The following is an 18,612-nucleotide window of genomic DNA, read 5'->3' on the forward strand; positions in this document are numbered from 1 at the left end:
TTCCCTAAAGCGACGAAGGAGCGTAGTAGGGAATCTCTGTGGAATAAAAAAGGCTGGCATGTCGCCAACCTTTCATTTTTCTTTGTGCCGTTAGAACAACTTACTCGACCAACCGAGTTTGTTTCGCAGTACGTGGTAGTAGCTGTAATCCTTAGGGTGGATCAGCTTAAGCACGTTCGGGCTTTGGTAGATGTGGATTTCATCACCCGGTGAAACAGGTAAAGAAATTTGGCCGTCACAGCTTACTTCTTGAGTGCCGCGATTGTCTGGGGAAACGATCAGTTTGATGTGGCGTTTGCCATCAACCACCAAAGGTCGGCTCGATAGAGTGTGCGGGAACATCGGCACCAAAGAGATAGCATTCAAACTTGAAGACAGGATCGGGCCACCACCAGACAGTGAATAGGCAGTAGAGCCAGTCGGTGTTGAGACAATCAATCCATCTGAGCGTTGCGAGAAGGCGAAGCTATCATCAATGTAGACTTCAAACTCGATCATGTGAGCCACTTGCCCAGGGTGGAGTACTGCTTCGTTAAGGGCTGCATTATGGCTTTTTATTTGACCATGACGATGGATCTCGGTTTCAAGTAGAAATCGCTCTTCCTCCATGAACTCACCATTAAGCACATCAGTTAACGCTGATTGGAAATTCTCTGGATTAAGGTCGGTCAAAAAGCCGAGGTTGCCACGGTTTACACCAATCACTGAGATATCGAATCGAGACAAGATTCGCGCAGCGCCGAGCATGTTGCCATCACCGCCTACAACCACCGCCAAATCTGCTCGCTTTCCGAGTTCGACTAAGCTAGAGAATCGTTCTTTAGGGATGTCGTCTAAGATACTGGCTAATCTGTCATCAACAAACACTTGATAGCCTTCAGCACTTAACCACTGATACAGCTCTCTATGAGTCTGAATTGCTTGTTGATCTCGAGGTTTACCAATGATGGCGATGACTTCAAATGGCTTTTTCATAAGGTTTCCAAACGAATTAGGCTTGAATCAAAATTCTTCATCCCCATAATAAAGGCAAGTTGAATGACTATGCGAGTGTTTTATATCAAATTGGGCGCTAATACGCCGCTCACTGGCATAGAAAACTGAATTCTGGAGATATCATGAGCAACGAAGAAAACAAAGTAACGGAAGAAGAGCTAGATCAGATCATTGCTGAGGCAGAGAAAGTTGAAGCAGAAGCGCAAACTGAAGAAGCTGCTGACGAGCAAGAAGCAAAGATCGCTCAACTAGAAGCAGCTTTGTTGTCGAGCGAAGCGAAAGTAAAAGAGCAGCAAGATTCTGTTCTACGTGCGAAAGCTGAAGTTGAAAACATGCGCCGCCGTACTGAGCAAGAGATCGATAAAGCGCGTAAATTTGCTCTAAACAAGTTTGCTGAAGAGCTGCTACCAGTTATCGATAACCTAGAGCGTGCAATGCAAGCTGCAGACGCTGACAACGAAGTGATTAAGCCACTGTTTGAAGGTGTTGAGCTTACGCACAAAACGTTTGTAGACGTAGTGGCTAAGTTTGGTCTTAAAGAGATCAACCCTGAAGGCGAAGCATTCAACCCTGAGCTTCACCAAGCAATGTCGATTCAAGAGAGCCCAGATCACGAGCCAAATACAGTAATGTTCGTAATGCAGAAAGGCTACGAGCTAAACGGTCGTGTGATTCGTCCAGCAATGGTTATGGTTTCAAAATAAATCACTGAACCATGTGAAATACAGAGAGAGGCTTCGGCCTCTCTTTTTTTGTGTTTAAAACGGTGACAGGCCAACAAATAGGCAAAAAAATCATTTTTGGTATGTCGTTCTTTTTATTTTAGCGATTTCAGGTGGTTAGTGTAATATTTTATGAAACTAGTTGTTTTTAAATAATTGCTCTGATGTCACATTTGTAATTAATATGTGAAATAATACTTTCAATTGTTATCTTGATATGTAAAATCTCCGGCCATATCGAGATATCACTCGTATATATAACTATAAAAGTACATTTTTCAAACATAACAGACTGGAGATAGACGATGGATAAATCGCTCTCAAGTAAAATATTTGTAGGTTTGTTTGCCGGCCTACTTATCGGTACTGCAATTCAGTACCTATTCAGCGGTATTGCGATCTTTGACACTTACCTACTTGGTGCTGCGGAAGGCGCTGGTGGTATGTTCGTTTCACTAATTAAACTTCTTGTTGTTCCACTTGTTTACGTATCTATCGTTTGCGGTATCGTTGAACTGAAAGATATCCGTTCATTTGGTCGTCTTGGTGGTAAAACCTTTGCTCTTTACATTATCAACACCATCATCGCGATTTCTGCTGCACTAACTATCGGTTTGATCTTCCAACCGGGTGCGGGTGCTAGCCTAGCGGGTACGGTTTCTGAGACGATTGCTCTAACAACAACTGAAACTCCAGACATCTTCTCTCTGGTTGTGAACATTGTTCCTAGCAACCCAGTACAAGCGTTCGCAAGCGGCGACATGCTTCAAATCATCTTCATGGCGATTCTAACTGGTCTTGCTATCCAAGCTCTTGATTCTCGTGGTGGCCCAGCTATCAAGACGTTCAAGATGGCTAACGAAATCATGATGAAGCTTATCGGCCTTGTAATGAGCCTAGCGCCATACGGTGTATTCGCTCTTATGATTCAACTAGGCGCAACGCTTGACGCAAACACACTAATGTCGGTAGCAGGTTACGTAGCACTTGTTGTTGCAATGCTAGTGTTCTGGATTTTCTTCTTCTACCCAGCAATGGTTGGTGCGTTCACAGGTATTTCTCCAAAGCAGTTCCTACGTGCAACTCGTGAGCAAATTCTTTTCTCACTATCTACTGCAAGCTCGAACGCGACAATCCCTGTAACAATGCGTACTCTTACTGAGAAGCTGAATGTTTCTAAATCTGTAGCGGGCTTCGGTGTACCACTAGGTGCAACAATGAACATGTCTGGTGTATCTATCTACATCGCACTAGCAACTATGTTCGTAGCTAACGCGTTTGGTCAGCCAATCAACACTGCAGACATCTTTACTCTTGGTCTAACTATCCTGTTACTGTCTATCGGTGCTGGTGGTGTTCCAGGTGGCGGTGTAGTAATGGTAGGTGTTCTATTGCACCAACTAGGTCTACCACCAGAAGGTCTAGCAATCGTTGCAGCTGTTGACCGTATTTGTGACATGTTTTGTACTTCTTCTAACGTAGTTGGTGACACAGCAGTAAACACAATTGTTGCTAAGTCTGAAGACGAAATCGGTGTAGAAGCAGACAAAGAAGTTGAACTGAACAAAGCAGAAGCTTAATCAGAAAACTCTGAGCTGAATCCTAAAAGCGAGGCCTAGTGCCTCGCTTTTTTTCGTCTGCAGTTTTCCAATAGAAGCGGTGCGGTAGCGAGCTGAAAATCTAATGGAGATTAAGGTAAGGAAAGACCATTCGTCAGTTTTGTGAATGACAACATCAAAATGATTCACGTCTCTGTAAATATCTAAGATTGATCACATATAATAATACAATAGTATTTTATATTCTTTGGCAACCTACATTCAGACGACATTAAGGAAAATAAAATGAAGTTGTCCTACCTTAGCTTAATTACCGCTGCTGTTTTAGCGACACCTGCTCTTGCCGCTGATACTGATATGGCGAGCCAGTTCAACCTTGATCCTGCAAAGGCGCCAGCGCAAAACTTTGACCTATCTAAATGGAAGATCAATCTGCCAGAGCTGACTACCGAAGGCCCTCGCAAAGGAAAAACGCTGGAGATCGCCAAGACTGAGCTTGCTAATGTAGAGATACCTTATGTTCACCCTGAATGGTTCTACACAGATAAGGAAACCGGTGCGATGGTGTTTGTTGCACCAAATACAGCACCCACCACACCAAACAGTAAGAACACCCGAAGCGAATTGCGTGCGATGCTAGGTGACGACTACGCAGCACCAGACAACAACTTTGTAGTGTCGAGCCATAGTAATGCCAAGGATTATGGTTCAATTGGTGGCCAGATGACGGCAACACTGTCGGTTGACCAAGTGAGTACCAGTGGCAACTATAAAAAGACAGGTGCGTTCTCTGTCGTGATTGGTCAGATCCACGGTTCAGACAATGAACCACTGAAGATTGTTTATCGTAAATTGCCTGAACATGAGCATGGTTCATTAGCGTGGAACTACGAATTAAATCCACCAAAAGAGCTAAAGAATGCCAAAGATGAAAATGGTAAGAAGCTGCGTAAAGATATTCGCCACGATGTATTTGGTAAATACAACCTGAAGAAGGGCAGTGCAGACCCAGTGGATGGCATTAAGCTGGGGGAAGTCTTCTCTTACGATGTCGATATCAAAGATACCATCATGCACCTAACGTTCACTAAGAATCCAAATTCGGACTCACCAGTAGTGAAAACATACGAAGTAGATTTAGCGGCGGGCAAATATCAAGGCCATGATGTTGACTTAGGCTATGGTCAGGACTGGATGTACTTTAAAGCGGGCGCTTATAATCAATGTAATACGAAGAAGTCGAGCTCAGCGTGTGAATGGCGCGGTATGGATGCGGGCGACTACACCAAAGCCAGTTTTTATCAACTGGTCTTAAATCAGTAATCCTCAATAAATATTTATTTTAAAAGGCCTTCTATAATGAAGGTCTTTTTTATGGAAAGAGGAATATGGCTGAGGTTTTAATGTGGTGTTAAATGCGAGGCTTTCTCAACTTTGGAGCCTTAACGGGCAAGGGATCGCTCACTTTTTACCTCTATGAAAAAAGATGGAGAAAAAAATAGATTTTTTTTACCTATTCCCTTGAAAACCAGTTTGCCGCCCTTATCTATGGTGCATACGAAAGCAAATTACATTTGCACTTTAATTTTGTGTGTCGGGGTTGAATCCCCGGTAACCACCCCCACATATGTGGGTATAGCAAAAACTAAATAGAATTATTTCGGAGATAGCCTGATGGGTAAAATCATTGGTATTGATTTAGGTACTACTAACTCTTGTGTTGCTGTTCTTGACGGCGACAAACCACGCGTAATCGAGAATGCGGAAGGCGAACGCACAACTGCGTCAGTAATCGCATACACAGAAGGCGAGACGCTAGTTGGTCAACCTGCAAAACGTCAAGCTGTTACTAACCCTCAAAACACACTATTCGCTATCAAGCGTCTAATAGGTCGTCGTTTTGAAGATGAAGAAGTACAACGCGATATCGAAATCATGCCTTTCAACATTGTTAAGGCTGACAACGGTGATGCATGGGTAGAAGCGCAAGGCCAAAAAATGGCTGCTCCTCAAGTATCTGCTGAAGTACTTAAGAAAATGAAGAAAACAGCTGAAGACTTCCTAGGTGAAGAAGTAACTGGCGCTGTTGTAACTGTTCCTGCTTACTTCAACGATGCACAACGTCAAGCAACTAAAGATGCTGGCCGTATCGCTGGTCTAGACGTTAAGCGTATCATCAACGAACCAACTGCTGCTGCTCTAGCTTACGGCCTAGACAAGCAAGGTGGTGACCGCACTATCGCTGTATACGACCTTGGTGGTGGTACTTTCGATATCTCTATCATCGAGATCGACGAAGTTGAAGGCGAGAAGACATTTGAAGTTCTTTCTACTAACGGCGACACTCACCTAGGTGGTGAAGACTTCGATAACCGCATGATCAACTACCTAGTAGACGAGTTCAAGAAAGAGCAAGGCATCGATCTTAAGACTGATCCACTAGCAATGCAGCGTGTTAAAGAAGCAGCAGAAAAAGCGAAAATCGAGCTTTCTTCTACTACTCAAACTGACGTAAACCTACCTTACGTTACTGCTGATGCGACTGGTCCTAAGCACATGAACATCAAAGTGACTCGTGCGAAGCTTGAGTCTCTAGTTGAAGACCTAGTACAACGCTCTCTTGAGCCTCTAAAAGTTGCTCTAGCGGATGCTGACCTATCTGTAGGCGAAATCACTGATGTTATCCTAGTTGGTGGTCAGACTCGTATGCCTATGGTTCAAGCTAAAGTTGCTGAGTTCTTCGGTAAAGAAGCTCGTAAAGACGTGAACCCTGACGAAGCAGTAGCAATGGGTGCTGCAGTTCAAGGTGGTGTACTAGCTGGTGACGTTAAAGACGTACTACTTCTAGACGTTACTCCTCTATCTTTCGGTATCGAAACGATGGGTGGCGTAATGACTAAGCTAATCGAGAAAAACACCACTATCCCTACAAAAGCGGATCAAGTGTTCTCTACAGCTGAAGACAACCAAAGCGCTGTAACTATCCACGTACTACAAGGTGAGCGTAAGCAAGCGACTTACAACAAGTCTCTTGGTCAGTTCAACCTAGAAGGTATCCAACCAGCACCACGTGGCATGCCACAAATCGAAGTAACTTTCGACCTAGATGCTGACGGTATCCTAAACGTATCTGCGAAAGATAAAGCGACGGGTAAAGAGCAGAAGATCACTATCCAAGCATCAGGCGGTCTGTCTGAGGAAGAGATCGAAGCAATGGTACAAGAAGCAGAAGCTAACAAAGAAGCGGACAAGAAGTTCGAAGAGCTAGTAACTGCACGTAACCAAGCTGACCAAATGATTCACGGTACTCGTAAGCAAGTAGAAGAAGCTGGTGAAGCTCTACCTGCAGACGAGAAAGAGAAGATTGAAGCAGCTATCGCAGCTCTAGAATCAGTTAAGTCTGGTGACGACAAAGAAGCGATCGACGCTAAAGTTCAAGAACTTATGCAAGCAGCTCAGAAGCTAATGGAAATCGCTCAACAGCAAGCTCAAGCTCAACAAGCTGGTGCTGAAGCAGGTGAGCAACCTAAGCAAGACGACGATGTTGTTGACGCTGAGTTCGAAGAAGTAAAAGACGACAAAAAATAATTTTTCGTCGCTATAACACGTGATTTCTGCGTCGAAGGTACTCACTTACACTTGCCTTTTGGTTGGTTAAGAAAGTCCGTGCCTTCTCCTTGAACTAACGTGTTTTAGCTTAGAAAAAGTCGTTTTTCGATTTCTAAATATGCGGGCGTCAGAGGTAACTCTCACGCCCGTAAATTTGTATTTAGGCTGTCAATCTAGATAATGGCTCTCGAATCTCGAATCTCGAATCTCGAATCTCGAATCTCGAATCTCGAATCTCGAATCTCGAATCTCGAATCTCGAATCTCGAATCTCGAATCTCGAACCTTTATCTAGATTGATACACAAGCTACTGAAAGAAGTAATTTGGTAGTGGCAATAAATTTGGTGACTTAGAACATGTCAAAACGTGATTTTTACGAAGTATTAGGCGTTAGCCGTGATGCATCAGAGCGCGATATTAAAAAGGCGTACAAACGCTTAGCAATGAAGTTCCACCCAGACCGTAACCAGGGTGATGAAAGCGCAGCAGAAAAGTTTAAAGAAGTAAAAGTAGCGTACGAGATCCTTACCGATTCTCAAAAGAAAGCCGCTTACGACCAATATGGTCACGCAGCCTTTGAACAAGGCGGTATGGGCGGTGGCGGTGGCTTCGGCGGCGGTCATGGTGATTTCGGTGACATCTTTGGTGATGTGTTTGGCGATATCTTTGGTGGTGGTCGTCGTGGTGGCGGTCAGCAACGTGCACAACGTGGTTCAGACTTACGCTACAACATGGAACTGACTCTAGAAGAAGCAGTTCGTGGTGTATCAAAAGAGATTGAAGTACCAACACTGGTTGAGTGTGACGTTTGTGATGGTAGCGGCGCGAAGAAAGGTTCTTCAGCTCAAACCTGTGGTACGTGTCATGGCCACGGCCAAGTTCAAATGCGTCAAGGCTTCTTTGCTGTTCAACAAACGTGTCCAACGTGTAACGGTAAAGGCAAGATCATTAAAGACCCATGTAACTCTTGTCATGGTCAAGGTCGTAAACAGAAGACTAAAACACTTAACGTTAAGATCCCAGCTGGCGTGGACACGGGCGACCGTATCCGTCTATCTGGCGAAGGCGAAGCGGGAGAGCAAGGCGCTCCAGCAGGCGACCTATACGTACAAGTTCACGTAAAAGAGCACAACATCTTCGAACGTGACGGCAACAACCTTTACTGTGAAGTACCAGTAAGCTTCTCTATGGCGGCTCTAGGTGGTGAAGTTGAAGTTCCAACACTAGACGGTCGTGTAAACCTGAAAGTGCCAGAAGAGACACAAACGGGCCGTATGTTCCGTATGCGTGGCAAGGGCGTGAAAGGCGTTCGTGGCGGCGGTGTGGGTGACCTAATCGTTAAGCTAGTGGTTGAAACACCAGTTAAGCTAAGCTCTCGTCAGAAAGAACTACTACGTGAGTTTGAAGAGACATGTGGCGGCGAAGCGGCAAGTAAGCACAAGCCTAAGTCTGAAGGTTTCTTCAGCGGCGTGAAAAACTTCTTCGATGACCTAACTAAGTAATTTAGGTGATTGAACTCTTAAGTTATTGATATTTTAACTTAATGACGAAAATCGAAAGCCTGCTCAAGTAGCAGGCTTTTTTGTACCTCAAATCTAGCTTCTTATCTTGTCTCTGTTTGCCTAATACCGTCTTTACATCCAACAAGCCTCTGGGTATTCAACATTGGCGTTGTTGAGAGTCAGCATTTTGGGGCTAACTCCATCAAAACAATCATCTTTATCTTGCCCAACATCTGACTGTGGCGTGGCGGTAATCGTATAAGCGGCTGAGGCTGAACTGGCAACACTGAATGAAAATCGTGAACCGTCGGTATCGCAAATTAAGCAGTTGCTCCCTGAGATGATACTACTCCAGTCATAACCATTGTCGTAACTCGCCTCTAGCTCTAGTTGTATGCGTGCTATGTCGGAGATAGCAGCGGCGCGATGACCGCTTAAAACATGATTGGTATAGCTTGGATAGGCAATAGCACCCAAGATCCCGATGATGGCAACCACAATCAATAACTCGATCAATGTCATTCCTTGTAAACGTATGTTGTTGCTGTTGCATATATTTTTTCGAATCATCACGAGGACTTCCTTTTCACTAGTCAGGCTATTTTTCTTCGGTGATAGCATCGGTGCAAGATTAAATACGGTTACGCAATCTATTACATAAGGATTTGGGAAATGACTCGCGGGTTTACGCTTCTAGAGCTGCTAATCACTGTCGTGGTACTTTCAGTACTGTTGGCTACGGCTGCCCCGAGTTTTAGCTCTCTGTTGGCGTCTTCCAAACTTCAAAGGCTCGCCCCCGAGGTTCATGGTTTCTTGGTGGCTGCGCGCTCGGAAGCGATTGCCCGTAATCAAGAATTGCACCTGCTATTTTTGGTTTCGAATGTGTTAGGTGCGATTGAGGATTCAGAGGGTGAGTGGGATTTGGTTGTGAGTACTACCGCTTCGTATGTTCCAGATAATGTGGTGATGCATCTTGATGGCTCAGCCTATCGAGATATTAAAGTGTCATTCAGCTTTTTAAATCAGAATTCAATCTCGATTGACGGAGTAAGGGGGCGTTTTATCAACGGCAACGTCACTATGGCTTCGGTGAGTGCACCGTCTGAAGAACTCTCGGTTAAAGCATCAAACACAACAGGGCGCATTCGGGTTTGTAGCAGCGATCCAAACAGCGATGGGCGCAATAGCATTGGTCACTATGGTTATGAGATCTGCAATTAAATCTGCTCAAGGTAGTACCTTGGTTGAGATGATGGTGGCATCAGCAATCGGTGTGATTGTAATCGGGACGATTGGTAGTGTGTTCATCACTAACCAGCGCCTTAGCTCAGAGAAAAGCCTAGAGCTGCTCCTGTCACAAAACTTATTCTCCACGACTCAAATGATGAAAGAAGAGATTTGGCGCGCTGGATATAACGCCGATACTGGCCAATCGCTAAAGTTGTCTGGGGCATCAAATACAATTTATACCCAGCAAGTCAGTGCCGATGAGGCTTATCTTGGCTTTGTGTATCTGCAAAATAGTGCCTCGTCAGCTTATCGAAACATTGTTTATCAGTTCAAAGACAACAAGCTCAACTACTGCCTAGGGGAATCTACAGATATTTTGGCTATCGATGAAAAGCCATTCAGCAATACAAGCGGAGATGTGACGATGACGTGTCAAAGCTTGTTCTTCGAGCGACAAATTCAGGTAGATGCGTTTTCTGTTTCTGTCGAAGACCTATCCAGCAGTCATACGAGTTCGCAAAGGGTAGACATGACGCTTGAGGCGTCGCTAGTGAATGCGAATCTGAGCCAGCAAGTGATGACATCCGTTGTACAAAGGAACTGGCAATGACGAGCAATCAGCAACGAGGAGCGATAACGCTGCTGTTAGTCAGTATTTTGCTAGTTGGTGTGCTGATCGTCTCTCTTGGCAGTTTCAAAACTACCTATTATCAAATCAAGCGGGCACAAAATGAGGTCCAAGCGCGCAAGGACCACTGGCAAGCAGAAGGGGGATTGGAGTGTACGTTTAGTTATCTACGCGAAACGGGTAAACAAGTCTCAGACATTGTTGGGCCATCGTCTCAACCTTCGGAGTTTATCGATTGGTGTAGTCCCTACGATCAGCAGCCAAAGATCACTACGCGCAATGGTACAGTAAGTGGTAGTCATGTTGTCGAAGCGGCTCTTGATCGTTATCGAGTGACTAAAACTTTGCGGGATAGCTCTTTACTCGGAGCAGGGGCGATTCAATCCACGGGTCCTATCGAGGTGATTGGTACTCTAACCCTCCAACCAACAGCCAAAGAGACGCCAATCAATGGCAATGAGCATGAGTGCATCAGCATCTCTTTTGGCGACCTTTTTACCTATCAATATGATTCGACCCATGGTGACTCAGGGCAGGCATTGGGTTTAGAGGTGAAAGACCCAAGTGTTGATGGCCCATTCTCTGGCTTTGACGGTGTTTGTCATCCCGACTACAAAACTGAAATCGCCAAAGGCGCAACGGGTACAACCTATTCGATCTATGCGCCTGATTATTATCAAAAAAACAATCCAGCGCCGTTCAAGAAAGACTTCAATCCAGACCCGACTCTTGATCCATTTTATTCGTTCTTTGGCATGCCAAAAACAGAGCAGAACATTCTCGAACTCTCGCAAGATTCGGACAAGTTTAGGCAAATTCAACTACTCAACCCAACCGACTGCGGCAGTGAAATCATGAATCATTTCACTGCCGGGCAAACAAAGGGGCTTTGGATTGAGGGCAACTGTCATATCAATGCGTCAGTTGCAGCCAATCTTAATGCTGCTCAGCTTCTGGTGATTCACGACGGCGCTTTTGCGTTGAAGGGTGCGATGACATACAACGGCGTGATTTATCACCTTGTCGATTACGCCGATAGCACAACCAAATCGCGTATTGATGACTTTTGGGAGTCGATAACCACTTCTTCGACACCCAGTGCGTTTACACCATTTGTTAAACCACTCAACGATCCAACGGTGGAGAAAAAAACAGTAGGGATCCAATTTGCTTCAGGGCTACCCGCTGGTGGACTTATCTTTGACGTAAAGGGCGGGGTATCGACTATCGTAGGTGATATGGATCTCTACTATCGTTCAAATGCTAACCCAATTGATCCACCGTCAATCTATCAATGGAAAAAGGGCTCTTGGAATGACTTCTAACCAAAGCGGCTTTAGCTTACTTGAAGTGCTTATCTCTTTTCTGTTGGTGGGCGTGGCGGCGTTGGGTATGGTCAAGTTGCAGACCTATACTGAGCAGAAAGCGGATTATGCAATTCAGAGTGTGGAAGCACTGCATTTTGCTGAAAGGCAATTGGAGTATTACCGTACACGGGCGAACAGTGTTAGTGGGGCAGTGGGGTTGATTCGTTTCTCGGAACTTCATCAGTCGGATCACTGTCTCAACACCGATAGCTCTAATCCGTTATCTGGTTTATCAGGCTCTGAATACTCACTCAGTTGTTCTGTTGAAAATGCCGATGGTGCCGTGTCGAGTGCTTTGCGTAACATTATTGTCACCGTTGCATGGCAAGATCGAATGAGTCAGACACAACGCATAACGCTCAAAACTATGCTCTCCAAATACAGTGAATTTGATTGATTCACTACGCAAACGTTTAACCGAACTCCTTTCCCTATCGCCTCAATATTGATAATTTTCACTCCTCGGACATTGTTTACGTGCTAGTTAAAAAACTGTATATGGAATGGTGTTTTTTGTGTTTTTATCTTGTTGCTGCTATATGGTATTTTTGCAAAATATGTCTCCATTTATGGAATTTTAGGTGGAATCTTGTGCTTTTTTGGGGTGGTTTTAATAGAATATGTGCTGTACCAATAGGCCCTGGTCAACAACTATATTAGGCCTAAATAAAACAACATCACATATGGAGTTACCATGAGTAACCAAGCAGTAAATAAAGCACCTGCTCCTGAAAAAATCAGTGGTATGGATCGCTTTCTAAACTTCATTGAACGCGCCGGTAACAAGATCCCAGATCCTGCGATCCTGTTCTTCTGGGCACTAGTTATCGTATGGGTATCATCTGCTCTTTTGTCGAATGTTTCATTCGATCTAATTAACCCTCGTACGGGTGATGCTCTAGAAGTCAACAACCTACTTACTGGTGAGGCTCTAGCGAGTTTCCTAGCAAACATGGTAACGACATTCACAGGCTTTGCACCGCTAGGTATCGTACTGGTAGCTATGCTAGGTGTTGGTGTTGCTGACTCTTCAGGCTTCATCACTACGGGCCTAAAGAAGATGCTGAACTTCACGCCAGCTAAACTTCTAACACCAATGCTAATCCTAGTTGCTATCGTTTCTCACACAGCAGCTGACGCAGGTTACGTACTGGTTATCCCACTAGGTGGTATCATTTTCCACGCAGCGGGTCGTCACCCTCTTGCGGGTATCGCGGCAGCGTTTGCTGGTGTATCGGGTGGTTTCTCTGCAAACTTCATCCCTTCTGGTATCGACCCACTACTAGCGGGCTTCACTCAAACTGCGGCAAACGTTCTTGACCCAGACTACGTGATCAACCCACTAGCGAACATCTTCTTTACTGGTCTATCTTCAATCATCATTGTTGGTATTGGTTGGTACGTAACTGAGAAGATCATCGAACCTCGTCTTGCGAACACACCTGTTGATGAAGATGCTGAAGAAGCACCGGATCTTGGTACCTTCACTGCGATTGAATCTAAAGCATTCAAATACGCGGGTTGGGCAATGGTTGCTGGTATCGCACTATTGGTTGCGGCTCTTATCCCAGAAAACTCTGCACTTCGTTCTCCTGAGGGTGAGCTGACGGCGTTCTCTGCACCAGTAATGAAGTCAATTGTTCCATTGATCTTCATCCTGTTCATCATCCCAGGTATCGTTTACGGCCGCGTTGCGGGTACGTTCAAGAACAGCAACGATGTTATCAAAGCGATGTCTGACACGATGGCAACGATGGGCGCATACATTGTAATGTCGTTCTTCTGTGCACAGTTCCTATCTGCATTTGGTCAATCAAACATCGGTACAATGCTAGCGCTTTACGGTGCTGAAGGCCTGAAAGCGATGGACCTACCGGGTGAAGCGACAGTTGTTGGTATGATCCTTCTAACTGCAGCCGTTAACCTTCTAGTTGGTTCTGCATCAGCTAAATGGGCTCTGATTGGTCCAATCCTAGTTCCAATGCTAATGGCGGTTGGTATCTCTCCAGAGCTATCTCAAGCGGCTTACCGTGTGGGCGATTCAGTATCTAACATCATCTCTCCACTAATGGTGTTCTTCCCACTGGTTGTTGTTTACTGTCAACGCTACGTTAAGTCGACAGGTATCGGTACACTGGCTTCTCTAATGATGCCGTTCTCTATCGCAATGCTGATCGGCTGGTCAATCTTCCTACTAGGTTACTGGGCACTAGGTATCCCACTGGGTATTCAAGCACCATACACTTACACAATGTAAGATTGAACTAAGCGATATTAAGCTTTATTGATTCTTAAGCCCGCACCGAAAAGTGCGGGCTTTTTTCGCTCTATTTTTCGATCTTTTTTATATCAAAAAGCAAGGTACTCAGCTTATACTCCAGATCACGGCTATTTGGTGGCCGGTACAAATTAGGAAATCCCATTCATCATGAAAATTCTGCTTCTGGTAGGGTTAATTGTTTTAAATGGTCTGTTTGCCATGTCAGAGATTGCATTGGTAGCAGCAAAAAATAGTCGCTTAAAGCGTTTAGCTGAAAAGCATCGTTCTGCACAGGTCGCTCTAGACCTAAAAGAAAACCCAACGCGGTTCCTTTCTACAATCCAAATTGGTATCACGGTTATTGGCTTGCTTAGCGGTATTGTCGGTGAAGCCACACTATCAGCCCCACTTGCTGTGCAATTAGAGTTGTGGGGACTGGACGCAACTCAGGCAAACATATTCTCGACTGCGGTTGTGGTTGTTGGTATCACTTACTTTGCGATTGTCATTGGCGAACTCGTACCCAAGCGTTTTGCGCAGTCACAAGCGGAAACCATCGCGGTATTGGTTGCTCTGCCAATTTATTGGCTCTCTAAGCTCACCACGCCATTTGTGTTTGCTCTGTCTACCTCAACAGAGGGTATATTGAAGCTTATGGGACGCAATGGCAGCGAAGATAGCGTCACTGAGGATGATATCTATGCCTTGGTTAAAGAGGGCTCAGATACGGGCGTTATAGAGCGTGGCGAGCAAGAGATGATCCGCAATATCCTGCAGTTGGATGATCGACTGGTGTCATCATTGATGACACCTCGTCGCGACGTCGACTTTCTTGATATCGAACAGCCAATTGAGGTGCTGCTGAAAAAGATCAAAAGCTCTAAACACAGTGTGTTCCCAGTATGCCAAGAAGGCATGAGTAGGGTGCTAGGCACAGTGTCAGCAAAGGCGTTATTGAACAACAGTCATCAATTGAGTCTGCAGGTAATTATGGGGTTATCCAAACCGCCTATTTATCTTCCTGAGTCGATGAAAGGCTTACGTTTGTTGAGCTACTTCAAAGAGTCAGGTACGCAGATGGCGTTTATCGTCGATGAGTATGGTGATGTTCAAGGCTTGGTTACCCATTACGATGTGCTTGAAGCGATTGCGGGTGAATTGTCTAGTAATCCGAACGACCTTTGGACGGAGCAAACAGAGCAGGGCATGCTGGTGGATGGTCTGATTCCGCTCAGCGAGCTTAAAAATCGCTTAGACCTTTCTGAACTAGAAGGGGAGGAAGAGGGCTTTCAAACACTTAACGGCATGATCACTTGGCTCATGGGCCGCTTACCAGACGTCGGTGAAATGGTGCAGTGCCAGCAATGGTCATTTGAAATTGTCGCCGTAGAGAACAACCGAATCACGAAGGTTAAGGCCTTACCGTTAGAGCAAGAAGTGAGCGATTAGTCGGGTTCTACTTTTATTGTTATAGAAACAAGGTGTGCGTAATGCATGCCTTGTTTTGTTTTAAGCGGACTGATGTTGGACTTGTTATCAATTTGATAAATGTAAGTCTTTGAATTTTCTAATTTAATTAAGTGATTGTATGTTCATTGAAACTGTATATTTCTTCGATATTAATCGAGGTTATGTATTTAGTTTTAGATTGATATATCTCTGATGTCATTGATGCGAAAAGGAGTGTACTTATTTGTTCTTTTTCACGTTTTTAGCCTAATAGACGGCTGTTGATGAAATTCTTTTTAACGATAATCTTAATTGGTGTTACTTGTTATTTTTTCTTTAAAGTTATGATATTTAAACTTTTTATTTCTGATTTATCTATCAGTTAGGTTGAAATAGGTAAACGGATTTCGTTTATAAAACCAAAATCTTTAATGAGGCCTTTTACGTTGTTCCGAGTCTTTGCGCTCAGTATTGTTTTGGTCGCTCAGAACCGGGAAGAGTAATTAATCAATGCTTTGCACACGTATTAAAGGTTTTAAAAAATGAAGAAAATCAGTTTTGTAGCAGCTGTAGTATCAGCTATCTCACTGCAAGCGAACGCAACTTCTATTGAAGTTTACGGCGATGAAAATGACGTTATCGGTATGTATGGTGACTACAACTTCGGTGAAGATGGTCAGCACTATGTGACTGGTGAAGTTACTAACGATAGCTTTGTTGAGCTCGGTTACGGCTACAGCATCAATGAGAACTTTGACCTAGGTGCATCATATGTACAAGGTGGTTATGGCGGTGCTGATGAAGTACGTGTAAAAGCTTCAACAGCATACACATTAGGTTCTTCACTGACACTTTCTGGTGGCGTTGAGTACCACCACGGCTTGGATGAGGTTGGTGCTGATTTCTGGGCTCCTACCTCAGGTGGTAAAGGTGATGGTCAAGGTGTTAATCCAAATGACCACAGTGATGTTATTTTACCTGGTCTAGAGCCTCACGATGGAATTCTACCAGCTCCTGATTCTCACGATGGAATCCTACCAGCACCAGTGCCACATATGAGTATGGTTGACGGCAATAATGAATCTCAGGTTGTGAAAGTTAACCTTGGTCTAGACTACAACATCGCTAAAGCGGTTGTACTTTCTTACGATTTAGACGCTTACTCTCAGTTTGCTGAAGACATCTATGTGGATGGTGAAGAAGTAGATAGCGAGTGGTCGACATCTACATTGAAAGCGACTTACGTTAACTCTGGTGAAGTTCAGCCATACGTTAAAGTAGCGGCAGACAACTCTGACATTGAAGATACCACCTTCACTGCTGGTGTTGTTATCGCACTGTAACGAGCAATTCTTGTTCGCTTTGGATGTAAATCCCTACCTTTAAGCTCGGATGCTTGTTGTCAGCAGTCATGGCATTTTGTTTCACGACCACTCAAGGAGTGAGTGGTTTTTTTGTTGTCTTTACTGTGAAGCGAGCAGCGAGTGATAACTCCACGTGAGTTAAAATAATCCCTCCAATTCCCAAAGTAACGGTATGGTGATGCGTATTGAACAAGAAAGTATCGACTGGTTTGATAACATTGTTCATGCTTACCAAGATTAGGTATGCTCAGCGCATGCCTTTTTTGTTTTTGGGAGTTTCTTTTGTCTGACCATCAATTTACATCGCAAGATGAAGCTTTTATGCGCCGCGCTATGGAGTTAGCACATCAAGCTGAGCTTGAGGGTGAAGTGCCGGTTGGGGCTGTATTGGTAAAGGATGGTGAAATCATTTCAGAAGGGTGGAACCGTTCGATTGGTAGCCATGATGCGACCGCGCATGCTGAGATTGAAACCCTGCGTAAGGCGGGTCAAACATTAGAGAACTACCGTCTTCTCGATACCACGCTCTATGTAACATTAGAGCCATGCCCTATGTGTGCAGGCGCTCTTCTTCATAGCCGAGTGAAGCGTATTGTCTTTGGAGCACCAGACTTGAAAGCAGGGGCTGCTGGTACAGTATTGAATCTGTTCGATAGCCAAGCGTCTTATCATTATGCAGACGTAGAACACGGCTTGTTGGAAGAGGAGTGCCGCTCTCAACTACAGGCGTTTTTCAAAAGGCGTCGTAAAGAGATTAAAGAGAAAAAGCAGCAACAGAAGTTAGCGCAAGCAAAAGACGATCAAGAAGGGAGTTAGTTTAACGGCGCGTTACTTTTAGCTAGATATAATCAGCAGCTTTCGATTCTAGCAAACATCCAATACTGTTCGAATTGAGGCGTCAGAGTGACATTTCGAGATTGAATTAGATGCTTGCTGATGATGTTTTTTCAGTTTAAAGCATCTGTACGAAAGCTCGGTTTCGCCAGATGATCTTCTTCTTGTTGTTGGCTAGCATGCGTTTACGGCGGTTAGCCACTACGGTTTTATAAAGGCGTTTAGAGCGTAACTTACGTTTCATCTTATTTAACGGCCTCCCACTATCAATATCAGCTGTGTTTCGCAGCCAGAGTTAAGATTAAATATACCCAATACAAGCTCTTTGAGTATGTTAGTTTGCAGCGCCACTTCAACGGCTCCCACCTTATAGGTCAGTTCTGTTGCAAATTAATGACAACAAACCCTAGTTATTCTTCATATGTATGGCAATCAAAGAGGCTTTTCAAGTAGCAAAATCGGGTTGAGTGATTGTGATAGCAGACTGAATTGAGAGAGTGGTTAGCTTTTCACCAACGAGACAATAAACATCTCCTCTATAAATAGAAACACCGGCCAATTAGCCGGTGTTTTTTTTAGTTTTTTTGTGAGGGAGAGAGCTTAGATTGCTTCGCCGTTTACAGTCACTGCAACATCGATGTTTCCACGGACTGCGTTTGAGTATGGGCAAACCTGGTGAGCGACTCGAGTCAGCTCAAGAGCTTGCTCTTGTGGAAGGTCTAGCTCGACTGCAAGGCTTACGGTAAGCGCAAATCCACCCGTTTGATTTGGACCGATACCAACTTCAGCAGTCACTGGCGCTTTGGGTAGCGTAACTTTCGCCTCACGAGCAACGTGCAAGATAGCGTTCGATAAACAAGCTGAATAACCTGCAGCAAATAGCTGTTCTGGGTTAGTTGCTAGGCCAGTACCACCCATCTCTTTTGGGTAAGCCAGTTCCAGCTCTAGTAAACCATCGTCAGTTTTCACTTGTCCATTACGGCCAGCAAGAGCGGTTGCTTGAGTTGTGTAGAGTATTGTCATATCGTTTTCCTTTTTATTTTAAGTTGTGCTCAATTTAATTGCTTGCAATCTTATATCGAAATAAGTCG

Annotated in this window: 17 protein-coding genes; 13 read left to right on the plus strand and 4 right to left on the minus strand. The window is 44.5% G+C overall.

What is annotated here, in order from left to right:
- Positions 1-90 precede the first annotated feature (90 nt).
- Positions 91-975 (minus strand): NAD(+) kinase, encoded by an 885-nt coding sequence (gene nadK, locus AC6R05_RS18575; protein WP_032551369.1) that lies wholly within the window; start codon positions 973-975, stop codon positions 91-93.
- A 143-nt stretch (positions 976-1,118) separates the two neighbouring features.
- On the opposite strand from nadK, the gene grpE reads away from it, so the two are divergent.
- The 5 genes from grpE (at position 1,119) to dnaJ (ending at position 8,389) form a co-directional block, all read left to right on the plus strand.
- Complete coding sequence (gene grpE, locus AC6R05_RS18580) at positions 1,119-1,700, plus strand: nucleotide exchange factor GrpE (protein WP_500648267.1); 582 nt, start codon at positions 1,119-1,121, stop codon at positions 1,698-1,700.
- A gap of 323 nt (positions 1,701-2,023) precedes the next feature.
- Positions 2,024-3,298 (plus strand): dicarboxylate/amino acid:cation symporter, encoded by a 1,275-nt coding sequence (locus AC6R05_RS18585; RefSeq protein ID WP_032551372.1) that lies wholly within the window; start codon positions 2,024-2,026, stop codon positions 3,296-3,298.
- A 264-nt stretch (positions 3,299-3,562) separates the two neighbouring features.
- The gene (locus AC6R05_RS18590) at positions 3,563-4,600 is read left to right on the plus strand and encodes a polysaccharide lyase family 7 protein (RefSeq protein WP_500648268.1); all 1,038 of its coding nucleotides are present in this window, start codon (positions 3,563-3,565) and stop codon (positions 4,598-4,600) included.
- A gap of 351 nt (positions 4,601-4,951) precedes the next feature.
- Positions 4,952-6,865, plus strand: a complete 1,914-nt coding sequence (gene dnaK, locus AC6R05_RS18595; RefSeq protein WP_032551375.1) for a molecular chaperone DnaK — start codon at positions 4,952-4,954, stop codon at positions 6,863-6,865.
- A gap of 378 nt (positions 6,866-7,243) precedes the next feature.
- Positions 7,244-8,389 carry a molecular chaperone DnaJ gene (gene dnaJ, locus AC6R05_RS18600; RefSeq protein ID WP_152468255.1) on the plus strand — a complete coding sequence of 382 codons (1,146 nt, stop codon included), beginning with the start codon at positions 7,244-7,246 and terminating at the stop codon, positions 8,387-8,389.
- Positions 8,390-8,521: 132 nt separating this feature from the next.
- Here the strand turns inward: dnaJ and AC6R05_RS18605 are convergent, their stop codons facing one another.
- The gene (locus tag AC6R05_RS18605) at positions 8,522-8,959 is read right to left on the minus strand and encodes a type IV pilin protein (protein ID WP_500648306.1); all 438 of its coding nucleotides are present in this window, start codon (positions 8,957-8,959) and stop codon (positions 8,522-8,524) included.
- 102 nt (positions 8,960-9,061) lie between these two features.
- Here AC6R05_RS18605 and AC6R05_RS18610 point away from each other — a divergent pair, with 102 nt between their 5' ends.
- The 8 genes from AC6R05_RS18610 to tadA all read left to right on the plus strand — a co-directional run bounded on the left by AC6R05_RS18610 (position 9,062) and on the right by tadA (position 17,503).
- A complete protein-coding gene (locus tag AC6R05_RS18610; RefSeq protein ID WP_500648269.1) occupies positions 9,062-9,610 on the plus strand; it encodes a GspH/FimT family pseudopilin in 549 nt (182 codons plus the stop codon).
- Positions 9,594-10,229, plus strand: coding sequence for a PilW family protein (locus AC6R05_RS18615; RefSeq protein WP_500648270.1), 636 nt, complete (start codon positions 9,594-9,596; stop codon positions 10,227-10,229). Before AC6R05_RS18610 ends, AC6R05_RS18615 begins: the two co-directional genes overlap by 17 nt.
- The gene (locus AC6R05_RS18620) at positions 10,226-11,572 is read left to right on the plus strand and encodes a hypothetical protein (RefSeq protein ID WP_500648271.1); all 1,347 of its coding nucleotides are present in this window, start codon (positions 10,226-10,228) and stop codon (positions 11,570-11,572) included. Before AC6R05_RS18615 ends, AC6R05_RS18620 begins: the two co-directional genes overlap by 4 nt.
- On the plus strand, positions 11,562-12,011 hold the full coding sequence (locus AC6R05_RS18625; protein WP_500648272.1) for a type IV pilus modification PilV family protein: 450 nt from the start codon (positions 11,562-11,564) through the stop codon (positions 12,009-12,011). Before AC6R05_RS18620 ends, AC6R05_RS18625 begins: the two co-directional genes overlap by 11 nt.
- 297 nt (positions 12,012-12,308) lie before the next feature.
- Entirely contained in the window at positions 12,309-13,871 is a 1,563-nt protein-coding gene (locus AC6R05_RS18630; protein WP_150871211.1) for an AbgT family transporter, read from the plus strand.
- A 171-nt stretch (positions 13,872-14,042) separates the two neighbouring features.
- Positions 14,043-15,323, plus strand: coding sequence for a hemolysin family protein (locus AC6R05_RS18635; protein WP_500648273.1), 1,281 nt, complete (start codon positions 14,043-14,045; stop codon positions 15,321-15,323).
- 542 nt (positions 15,324-15,865) lie between these two features.
- Positions 15,866-16,666, plus strand: coding sequence for a hypothetical protein (locus AC6R05_RS18640; RefSeq protein WP_500648274.1), 801 nt, complete (start codon positions 15,866-15,868; stop codon positions 16,664-16,666).
- 264 nt (positions 16,667-16,930) lie between these two features.
- Positions 16,931-17,503, plus strand: coding sequence for a tRNA adenosine(34) deaminase TadA (tadA, locus tag AC6R05_RS18645; protein WP_500648275.1), 573 nt, complete (start codon positions 16,931-16,933; stop codon positions 17,501-17,503).
- Positions 17,504-17,639: 136 nt separating this feature from the next.
- Here the strand turns inward: tadA and AC6R05_RS18650 are convergent, their stop codons facing one another.
- Positions 17,640-17,765 carry a hypothetical protein gene (locus AC6R05_RS18650; protein WP_261903694.1) on the minus strand — a complete coding sequence of 42 codons (126 nt, stop codon included), beginning with the start codon at positions 17,763-17,765 and terminating at the stop codon, positions 17,640-17,642.
- Between the two features lie 356 nt (positions 17,766-18,121).
- Entirely contained in the window at positions 18,122-18,544 is a 423-nt protein-coding gene (ohr, locus tag AC6R05_RS18655) for an organic hydroperoxide reductase Ohr (RefSeq protein WP_500648276.1), read from the minus strand.
- Positions 18,545-18,612: the final 68 nt, after the last annotated feature.

The sequence above is a fragment of the Vibrio sp. R11-SG3-ISO9 genome, assembly GCF_059834255.1.

Coding starts and splice junctions, on each gene's coding strand:
- dnaK (WP_032551375.1), top strand. CDS start 4,952: ATGGGTAAAATCATTGGTATTGATTTAGGTACTACTAACTCTTGTGTT.
- grpE (WP_500648267.1), top strand. CDS start 1,119: ATGAGCAACGAAGAAAACAAAGTAACGGAAGAAGAGCTAGATCAGATC.
- AC6R05_RS18640 (WP_500648274.1), top strand. CDS start 15,866: ATGAAGAAAATCAGTTTTGTAGCAGCTGTAGTATCAGCTATCTCACTG.
- AC6R05_RS18630 (WP_150871211.1), top strand. CDS start 12,309: ATGAGTAACCAAGCAGTAAATAAAGCACCTGCTCCTGAAAAAATCAGT.
- AC6R05_RS18585 (WP_032551372.1), top strand. CDS start 2,024: ATGGATAAATCGCTCTCAAGTAAAATATTTGTAGGTTTGTTTGCCGGC.
- AC6R05_RS18625 (WP_500648272.1), top strand. CDS start 11,562: ATGACTTCTAACCAAAGCGGCTTTAGCTTACTTGAAGTGCTTATCTCT.
- AC6R05_RS18590 (WP_500648268.1), top strand. CDS start 3,563: ATGAAGTTGTCCTACCTTAGCTTAATTACCGCTGCTGTTTTAGCGACA.
- AC6R05_RS18620 (WP_500648271.1), top strand. CDS start 10,226: ATGACGAGCAATCAGCAACGAGGAGCGATAACGCTGCTGTTAGTCAGT.
- AC6R05_RS18610 (WP_500648269.1), top strand. CDS start 9,062: ATGACTCGCGGGTTTACGCTTCTAGAGCTGCTAATCACTGTCGTGGTA.
- nadK (WP_032551369.1), bottom strand. CDS start 975: ATGAAAAAGCCATTTGAAGTCATCGCCATCATTGGTAAACCTCGAGAT.
- AC6R05_RS18635 (WP_500648273.1), top strand. CDS start 14,043: ATGAAAATTCTGCTTCTGGTAGGGTTAATTGTTTTAAATGGTCTGTTT.
- AC6R05_RS18650 (WP_261903694.1), bottom strand. CDS start 17,765: ATGAAACGTAAGTTACGCTCTAAACGCCTTTATAAAACCGTAGTGGCT.
- ohr (WP_500648276.1), bottom strand. CDS start 18,544: ATGACAATACTCTACACAACTCAAGCAACCGCTCTTGCTGGCCGTAAT.
- AC6R05_RS18605 (WP_500648306.1), bottom strand. CDS start 8,959: ATGATTCGAAAAAATATATGCAACAGCAACAACATACGTTTACAAGGA.
- AC6R05_RS18615 (WP_500648270.1), top strand. CDS start 9,594: ATGAGATCTGCAATTAAATCTGCTCAAGGTAGTACCTTGGTTGAGATG.
- tadA (WP_500648275.1), top strand. CDS start 16,931: ATGCTCAGCGCATGCCTTTTTTGTTTTTGGGAGTTTCTTTTGTCTGAC.
- dnaJ (WP_152468255.1), top strand. CDS start 7,244: ATGTCAAAACGTGATTTTTACGAAGTATTAGGCGTTAGCCGTGATGCA.